Genomic DNA, 7,439 nt, shown 5'->3' on the forward strand with positions numbered 1-7,439 from the left:
GGAGAAATGGGGGCGGATTTGAATGGCACTTACTTAACCTTCTTCGGGTGTCCATTTCTCCTGACCTCGGTCCTAGCCGCCGAGCGCGTCTGCATCAGCATCGGGTAAGGCTTGGGCCTTCGTTTTATGGCGCGAGGCTCAATCCGTCCCGGCCGGTTTCCGACACGTTTCCTGGCGATCAACCTGAGTAAATTCGGTACCCCATCGTCTTGTTCGTCGGCACCGTACTGCTGCATCGCGAGGCATAATTGGAAGCGAAAAAGGGGACAGATTTATTTAAATTTGTACTGGGATAAGCGTATTAAATAAATCTATCCCTTTATTCTCCGAAAATGAAGCTCGCAGAATACAGGAGCATAAATAATGATTACCAAAGATATAGAAATTGTTAAAAGTATTTTTGAATTGCTTCAGTCAGGAATTGTTGAAGATTATGATGCATTCAGGTATGAAGCTGAGTTGTGCGATAGATACATGGTTGAAGAAGTCACCATTGAGAAAAATGGGGTGGGAAATGAGCAGCCGCAAACTGATTTCAATGGTGCTGTTTTGTATCGATTAATTAAGGAGTTGAAGGCTAGCGCAGCATCGCGGGGTGAGAACTGGAGTTCTTTTGTGATGAGTTACGATGTTGGTGGGCAAGTAAAGACGAATTTCGTTTATCCGTGAGTAAAAGTGTGAAATTAATGTTTGAGTGTGATTGATTGTCCATTTGGTTTGTGTCAAAGAGGGTTATATAAAAGGGGTGGGTTTATTTGTATTAAATAAATCTGTCCCCTTTATTCGAAGGAAATAGTTTGGTATGGATTCAAGATTGATATCACTCTGTAAAGAGTTGGCGAAAATGACTTCTGATCAGGCGGCAGCTTGGATATTGAGCCGGTACCCGCTTGCTTCAGATAATTGGGGTGAAGCTTTATTACTCCTTCCTCATAGATCTTGGAAAAAACCAGAGCAGAAACGTTTAGCGGATTATTATTTTAAGAAAATTCCGTTCTCTAGCGCTAGAGGATATGAAGCGTTCGCGTCAATTATGCCAGTTAAGTTAATGGTTGCATGCATTAACGATGCATTGCCCAAAGATCCTAGCAGGCTCGAGCTATTGTTTTATCATCTTGTCCCAGTGCTTAAGCGTTTTGCAAAGAGTGATGCAGATCGAAAAATTATTGAGACTTTCCTTTCGGCTTTTTCGATAAATTTGCCAAAAAATAATTGAGAACAAAAGGAGGCGGTTTGTTTGATCTAGCTAGAGAAGTGAAAAAAGGGAGCAGATTTATTTGAGTTAGGGTTGAAAAAACTATTAAACAAATCTGTTCCCTTTTATTCGCCCTTTTGTTCGATAGGGCAATAGATATCCTGAATGAGCAAAATATCAGTAGAAAAGGGGGGCCAGGGTCGGTTCTCCCGGCATACCCTCCAAAAAAAGGAGCTGAATAATGCATTCCGTACCGCTAGAACATGAGAAGCAAAAGTTGATTTTCTACGTGGCTCAAGACTTAGATCAGTCTATTAGATCTAATGTGCAGCAGCTCGTGAATGAGCTCGCTGCGTCAAGAATATGGAGCATTGCCCCGCCAACCTTTATTGACGCGATAGACGAAGGGGGCGCGGAAGTGGTGGGTGGAATGTTGGAGATTTATTCAGCACTGCAACCGAATATACTGTCTGTTGATATGGATTCAAAAAATCTAGATGAAGTGGAAGAAATAGTCTGTGCCGTAAAAAAGTTATCGGAAAAGGAAAATATTTCCTTTGAGTTTCAGTTGGATACAACTTTTGTCGGCGCCATTGATGATGGTGTTGTTGATCGAGTCTTGTTGGAGGGACTGCTCGTGCCGTGGCGAAATCATATAAATGGAAAAAGTTGAGTCGGTGCCAGAGCGGAGATGAATAAAAAAGTGAGAAAAGGGAAAGGCTTATTTAGAATTAGAGTTGAAAAACGTATTAAATAAATATGTCCCATTTTTCACATTTTCACGGAGAGAAAACGTGAAAAAAATTAGCGTAATAATGGTAGTTGTATTTCTGATTGTGGGTTGCGCGCCGTCACGGTCTGCGTGGGTATCCAGTAAAGATGGATGGGTAGGTACCACCTTTTAATCTCACGAGAAAAGGGGACAGATTTATTTAAATTAGAGTTTAAAGGCGCATTAAATAAATCTGTCCCCTTTTGCAGTGATCCTCATGGTAAGCAGTACTTTAGCCCCGCGACTACTTTTGAAAAGAATTTTTCAGGTTATGTTGTTGTTCCAAAGGATGCTCTGAAATGAAATTAAGCATTAAGTTTCCCGAGAATTTGTTAACCCACAGCCTGCTCGAGCAAAGGCTGATTCCTTGCATTTGCAAAATTGCAACGGAGTTTGAAATTGAATTTTTGGACCCTTTGCCAGAAGCTGCAGGAACCGTTCTGGAGTGGGATCGTGCAGAACTTGAAAAAAGAGCGATAGGTGGGGTAGGTGGGCAATACTCTCACTATGCACACGGTCGGGTGTCGTTAAAAAAAGTTGATATTGATATCTACCAAATATTGGATCTTGAAATGTTTTATAGGCTTTTTGGATGGTGCAGCATCTTGGAAGATGGTAACTATGCGCCGCCGGGGCAGTTTTGGGATGATGAATAAGTTGAAGAAAAGGGGACTGAAGAAAAGGGACAAGAAAAGAGGGCAGATTTATCTAGACTAGAGTTTAAAGGCTGTCTAGTCCTGAAGCAGGTGTAAACCTATTTCAGGACTAGACAGTCCCCTTTTTTCGTTGATTCGTGACAAAAATATTGGAAGGGATTAAGTCAGAAGCAGTAATCGTGGGTAGTGAAGTTAATAAATGGCTTACGAGGGACTGAAATGAGATATTACTTAATGCGACAAGATGTAACTGTCTGCGATAGGTGGGTGCTCGGAGATGTACATCATGTAGATAACTGGCATTTCAGTGATCCTCCAGTTAATTTTATGGAGCCAGGCACATATACCCTCGATGTAAGGTTCGACGGTAAAGAAGTTGATTATTCCCTCGCTGGATACGCCAGTATTCCTGTTTTAAGCGAGAGGGCAAAAAATTCGCTCGCCGGTTTGCCAGAGACAGACGAACTTTATCAGCATGTCGTTTTTGAGCCGGTGAAGATAAACAATAAAGTGGTTTGCCAGAGCTATTTTTTGATGATTATTGAAACGCAAATTGATTGCGTGGATGAAAAGCGCTCTCGCTATAAAAAGTTTGAGGTAGATGATCCTGTTAGGCCAGATATGGCCGGCAACTATCGTGCTTTCTACAATTTGGTGGTTGACCCGGGTAGGGGCGGATCAAGTCATATATTTAGACTTAAAAAATATTTGGGTGCGATCATAGTAAGTGAAGAAGTGAAACGGCGACTTGTGGCAGCTGGTGTTGTCGGCGTACTGTTTGATTCTGTTAATGGTGATCAAGAAACCGTTACCTAGTTAGTCAGGTAGTTGGGGGAAGGCGGCGAATTTGTTTAATTCGTGGTGGTAGTGCAAAGACCATTGATTAAATCTGCCCCCTTTTGTTGTGTTTAATTACATGGGGGGGCGATTTGTGTCGGACAAACAAGTATATGAGCTAACGATTGATGATCTTGATCGCTACAGCGTTTGGTTTTTTCCGATGGACGATACCGTGGAGGATGAGTTAACTGTACGCCCCCTCGCCGAGCAGGAAACGTGCTCAGACTTTCAGATTATCGTTCGAGCTGATTTTTTTGGTGAAAGACACTCTGTGTATCGCGGCTATTTGTATTGGAACTCCAATTCCGCAATTGAATGCTTAAAGCCTGTTGTATTGTCTGATAAGGGAGCCGTCGTAAATTTTTGGAGCGATATAGTAACTCCCGCGTGGGAAAGTTCAGAGTTTGCCGGTTCGATTAGATCCGAGCTGCCTATTTCTTATGCCTCGGAATCGGTTTTCGGTCTTCCTTCCATTTGCGGAAAGCTGGAGGGACTTTATTATCTTTCTGATGATCAGGTGTGCTGCGTTAAATGACGCGAGAAAAGGGGGGTGATTTATTTAAATTTGCGCTGGGATCTATTAAATAAATCTGTCCCCTTTTTGCGAGGTTTTTCATAATGGTGCGCGTCACGTCGGGTGGGAATCGATGAGTAAGGGGCAATAAATGATCGCTGGAGTAAGTTTTGATTCTTATTATGGTCAAGGTAATGCTGCTGACATAGAAGCTTTTGAAGCATTGGCGGGTATAGTTTTTCCTGCGAAATACAAAGAAGTTTCAGCGAAATTTAATGGCGCGTTTATTTTAAATAAACCTGTTTTCAATTTTTACAATCGTCTTCTCGGCGAAGATGTTACGAGCAGCGCTGGTATGTTTTTACCTTTCGGTGAAATCGAAGGCTCATTCGAGACAATGGAGGTGAAATACCGTCATCCGCCAGAAGATTTTGTTCAAGGCCTAATTATTTTCTCAGTATTAGGGAACGGAGATGCGCTCTGTTTTGACTATCGTAAAGATCGGCTTTCTGATGATCCAGAAGTTATGATGTGGCATCATGAAGCCGTTCCAGGTAGCGATTCAGAACTATCATTTGTCGCTTCCTCATTTTCAAAATTTTTAGACCAGTTATTTGAGCGGCCGCCCGAATAATAAGAAGTTTCGAAGGATCTAATGGGAGGTGGTGTCGGACAAAATTTAATTTCTAAGGCGACATCGGTATCAGATGTCCCCTTTTGTTTTTGGCATCATCACCAAGATAGCGGACGGATGCAGCTCGTTCCGGAGCTGATTCACTGCAAAACTGGACCCATAGGTGGTGAAACTATGGGGGGCGGAAAGTGATTATAGAAAAAACTGAGCGTTACAGTGATGAACTTTTAGGGTTTGTAATTACCTGTCTGTTCTGCGAGGCTATTGATATATCAGAGTTACAATCGTGGTGCGCAGGATTTTTAGGGGCGGAGGGAGCTCCAGATTTTTTATATGATTTGATTGAATTTGATGAGCCTATTTTCAAGATCTACAAAGTAATTGGCTATGTTCCAAAATGGAGTCACTCTAAAAACGAGGAATATGCTTTGTATGGAATAGCACTGCTCCGTGGCACGGTACCCTCCGATATGCCGCTTTCGGCTGCCGAAATGTTGGACGAGCTAGCCCGGTTGCCAGCGATACAGCATATGTTTCGTAAAGTATTTCCAAGTGTTGTATTTTAAAAGGTAGGATAGATTTTTTGGGGTAGAGATGAGGGTGTGTTAGCAATAATATGGAAATGAAAAAAGGGGACTGAAAAAAAGGGGGAAAAATTTATTTAAAATAGAGTTGAAAAGCCTATTAAATAAATCTGTCCCCTTTATTAGTTGTGAAGGTTCTTTGTAAACGCTTGGTCATCAAGGCGGAGCAGTGCGAAAGGGCAGGTTTATTTAGCCTTTACCCTCCCCGCACGAGGCCAAAGCGGGCGACACAAAGGCCGCCCGGTTTTCACTCAGGACGGATCGGCATTAAGCCTGCGACTGATGACATCCAGCAAATCACACCCATCGCGCAGCGGAATGGCCAGCAAGTGGGCGAAGTCTGAAAGCACTACGGCATCGCTGCTGAGTTGTTCGCGGAAGGCCAGGTTTTCCAGCAGTTGGGTGACGGCCCGAATACGGTGCACGGCGGCGTCGTGAAGGACGTCCAGAGGTGCCTGGGTGTCGATGATCAGGGCTGGGACGGTGCAGTCGTGGCCGGTTAGGGGCATGTATCTATTCATGGGTACAACCTCGGTCAGTAAGTGAGGCTGTCACTTGTCGTCGCCAAACGAATGGGTGACAGCTGTACGCAGGTTGGCGAACCGGGACCGAGTTCCGGCAGACCCGAAGGTCTCCCGCGCACAGCTGCCATAAAGCAGCAATGCGGGTACGGAAGCCCCTGCAAGCAAGCAGAAAGCTTTCGCATACGGTCAACGGATCGCCAAATCCGATCGCCCTGTTGGGCGACGGCCGGACTATAAGCCCCTCACCCAAAACCGCGCAAGGCATCACAGCAATGGCACAATGCTTCGGGCCATGCCATAAAAATGAGATCCCGCCATCATCGGCACTCTCAAAACCGCTCCACCGTTACCCACAAGGAAGAAATACATGATCAAGCTGTTCTGCAAAGCCGCTGTCGTTCTGTCCCTGGCCACGCTGTTTGGCTGTTCCTCGACGCCGTCGGTGGAGAAGATGCAGGCTGACGTGGCGAACTATTCGCTGCCCAAGGCTGCCGTGGCTGATAAAGGCCTGGTGTACGTCGTGCGCCCGAGCAACGTAGGAATGTTGGTGCGGTTCAACGTGTTCCTGGATGACAAGGAAGCCGACTCGGAGATGGGTTACAACCGTGGTAACCAGTACATCTATTTTTTCGTGACGCCGGGCAAACACGTGATCAGCTCCAAGGCTGAAAACTGGGCGGACATGCCGATTGATGTCAAAGCGGGTGAGGTGGTTTACCTCAAGCAGGAAGTCGAAATGGGCTTCGCCGTGGCGCGTAACAGCCTCAAAGCGCTGAGCGAAGTTGAAGGCCGTTATCTGGTCAAGGATGCGTCCTTGGGCACCATTGCCAAAGAAAGCAAATGAGTTGAGCCAGTGTGTCGGCAGGGTCCAGGCCTTGCCGACTTCTCGTATTCACTGCAAGCATTAAAGGATTGATGTGAAAAACCTCCTCCTCATTCTCCTCACCACCCTCATCCTCGGCGGCTGCGTCAGCCACCCCCTCACTCCCGAAAACCGCGCGCAGATCAAGACCGTCAAAGTCCTGCCCGTGAAGTGGGAAAAGAACATGGTGTACTTCGGCCGCGAACAGGCCTGGGGCGCGGCCCTGGGTGCCGGGGTTGGCGCCGGTGTTGGCATGGCCAGCGGGGCGTCCAAGCTGGGTACTGCGGCGTTGAGCGGTGCCGGGTTTGCCGGCGGCATGAAGCTTGGGCAGTTGGCCGAGATGCCGACGCCGGTGGCTATTCTGACGGTGATGGAGGCGGAAAAACTCGATGTAGGCGTGTTGCTCAAGCAGGGCTTTGTCGATGAGTTGGGTAAGACGTCGACGCTCAAGGTGGTCGGCGACGATGAGCCGGCTGATGCGCAGATTCAGCTGACCGTGTCCGAGTGGGGCTTTCGCCTGACCCAGGGTTTCAGCAGTGTGATTTATCCGACCCTTAACGTGTTAGCGCAGATGGATCGCGGCGATGAGATGATCTGGCGCACCTTTGAAGCGGTCACGCCGTTCAATGGTCAGAATGTCTATGGCTACACGCCGCTCACTTACCGCACCGACCCTGAAGCTTTGCGCCGGGCGTTGACCGGGATTACGCAGATTTCTGCGCAGTATCTGGTGAAGGAGCTCAAGTAGGGATGTGCGAAGGCTGGCTGTTGTTGGTGTAATGCCAGTCAGTTAAGGATTTTTTTGTAGGAGCGAGCTTGCTCGCGAAAAACGTCAACGATAACGCGTGCTTTCTGAAT

The 7,439-nt window shown here is 46.4% G+C and carries 11 protein-coding genes and 1 pseudogene; 10 read left to right on the top strand and 2 right to left on the bottom strand.

Annotation, left to right across the window (positions count from 1 at the left end; translation table 11 throughout):
- Positions 1 to 29: 29 nt before the first annotated feature.
- Positions 30 to 194: pseudogene (locus tag E1K68_RS27655) on the bottom strand (IS4 family transposase); the annotation flags it as partial.
- Positions 195 to 363: 169 nt separating this feature from the next.
- Between E1K68_RS27655 and E1K68_RS01555 the strand changes: the two are divergent.
- From E1K68_RS01555 to E1K68_RS01595, 8 genes are all read left to right on the top strand, one after another.
- Positions 364 to 669 carry a hypothetical protein gene (locus E1K68_RS01555; RefSeq protein WP_003187486.1) on the top strand — a complete coding sequence of 102 codons (306 nt, stop codon included), beginning with the start codon at positions 364 to 366 and terminating at the stop codon, positions 667 to 669.
- Positions 670 to 844: 175 nt separating this feature from the next.
- Entirely contained in the window at positions 845 to 1,216 is a 372-nt protein-coding gene (locus tag E1K68_RS01560) for a hypothetical protein (RefSeq protein WP_236468797.1), read from the top strand.
- Between the two features lie 220 nt (positions 1,217 to 1,436).
- The gene (locus tag E1K68_RS01565) at positions 1,437 to 1,868 is read left to right on the top strand and encodes a hypothetical protein (protein WP_003187491.1); all 432 of its coding nucleotides are present in this window, start codon (positions 1,437 to 1,439) and stop codon (positions 1,866 to 1,868) included.
- A gap of 398 nt (positions 1,869 to 2,266) precedes the next feature.
- Entirely contained in the window at positions 2,267 to 2,623 is a 357-nt protein-coding gene (locus tag E1K68_RS01570; protein WP_003187492.1) for a hypothetical protein, read from the top strand.
- Positions 2,624 to 2,842: 219 nt separating this feature from the next.
- Positions 2,843 to 3,439: a DUF1629 domain-containing protein gene (locus E1K68_RS01575; RefSeq protein ID WP_032900337.1), complete on the top strand. Its 597-nt coding sequence runs from the start codon at positions 2,843 to 2,845 to the stop codon at positions 3,437 to 3,439.
- Positions 3,440 to 3,554: 115 nt separating this feature from the next.
- Complete coding sequence (locus tag E1K68_RS01580) at positions 3,555 to 3,998, top strand: hypothetical protein (protein WP_212613701.1); 444 nt, start codon at positions 3,555 to 3,557, stop codon at positions 3,996 to 3,998.
- Positions 3,999 to 4,128: 130 nt separating this feature from the next.
- A complete protein-coding gene (locus E1K68_RS01585; RefSeq protein WP_003187496.1) occupies positions 4,129 to 4,611 on the top strand; it encodes an SMI1/KNR4 family protein in 483 nt (160 codons plus the stop codon).
- A gap of 188 nt (positions 4,612 to 4,799) precedes the next feature.
- Positions 4,800 to 5,177 carry a hypothetical protein gene (locus E1K68_RS01595; protein WP_003187497.1) on the top strand — a complete coding sequence of 126 codons (378 nt, stop codon included), beginning with the start codon at positions 4,800 to 4,802 and terminating at the stop codon, positions 5,175 to 5,177.
- A gap of 269 nt (positions 5,178 to 5,446) precedes the next feature.
- Here the strand turns inward: E1K68_RS01595 and E1K68_RS01600 are convergent, their stop codons facing one another.
- Complete coding sequence (locus E1K68_RS01600; RefSeq protein ID WP_005783616.1) at positions 5,447 to 5,704, bottom strand: hypothetical protein; 258 nt, start codon at positions 5,702 to 5,704, stop codon at positions 5,447 to 5,449.
- Positions 5,705 to 6,170: 466 nt separating this feature from the next.
- Here E1K68_RS01600 and E1K68_RS01605 point away from each other — a divergent pair, with 466 nt between their 5' ends.
- Positions 6,171 to 6,563, top strand: coding sequence for a DUF2846 domain-containing protein (locus E1K68_RS01605; RefSeq protein WP_169913177.1), 393 nt, complete (start codon positions 6,171 to 6,173; stop codon positions 6,561 to 6,563).
- Positions 6,564 to 6,636: 73 nt separating this feature from the next.
- Positions 6,637 to 7,329 (top strand): hypothetical protein, encoded by a 693-nt coding sequence (locus tag E1K68_RS01610; protein WP_003187502.1) that lies wholly within the window; start codon positions 6,637 to 6,639, stop codon positions 7,327 to 7,329.
- Positions 7,330 to 7,439 lie beyond the last annotated feature (110 nt).

The sequence above is a fragment of the Pseudomonas sp. B2021 genome (assembly GCF_018135665.1).
GTDB lineage: Bacteria > Pseudomonadota > Gammaproteobacteria > Pseudomonadales > Pseudomonadaceae > Aquipseudomonas > Aquipseudomonas lactis.

Coding starts and splice junctions, on each gene's coding strand:
- E1K68_RS01555 (WP_003187486.1), top strand. CDS start 364: ATGATTACCAAAGATATAGAAATTGTTAAAAGTATTTTTGAATTGCTT.
- E1K68_RS01585 (WP_003187496.1), top strand. CDS start 4,129: ATGATCGCTGGAGTAAGTTTTGATTCTTATTATGGTCAAGGTAATGCT.
- E1K68_RS01575 (WP_032900337.1), top strand. CDS start 2,843: ATGAGATATTACTTAATGCGACAAGATGTAACTGTCTGCGATAGGTGG.
- E1K68_RS01560 (WP_236468797.1), top strand. CDS start 845: ATGACTTCTGATCAGGCGGCAGCTTGGATATTGAGCCGGTACCCGCTT.
- E1K68_RS01570 (WP_003187492.1), top strand. CDS start 2,267: ATGAAATTAAGCATTAAGTTTCCCGAGAATTTGTTAACCCACAGCCTG.
- E1K68_RS01605 (WP_169913177.1), top strand. CDS start 6,171: ATGCAGGCTGACGTGGCGAACTATTCGCTGCCCAAGGCTGCCGTGGCT.
- E1K68_RS01565 (WP_003187491.1), top strand. CDS start 1,437: ATGCATTCCGTACCGCTAGAACATGAGAAGCAAAAGTTGATTTTCTAC.
- E1K68_RS01600 (WP_005783616.1), bottom strand. CDS start 5,704: ATGCCCCTAACCGGCCACGACTGCACCGTCCCAGCCCTGATCATCGAC.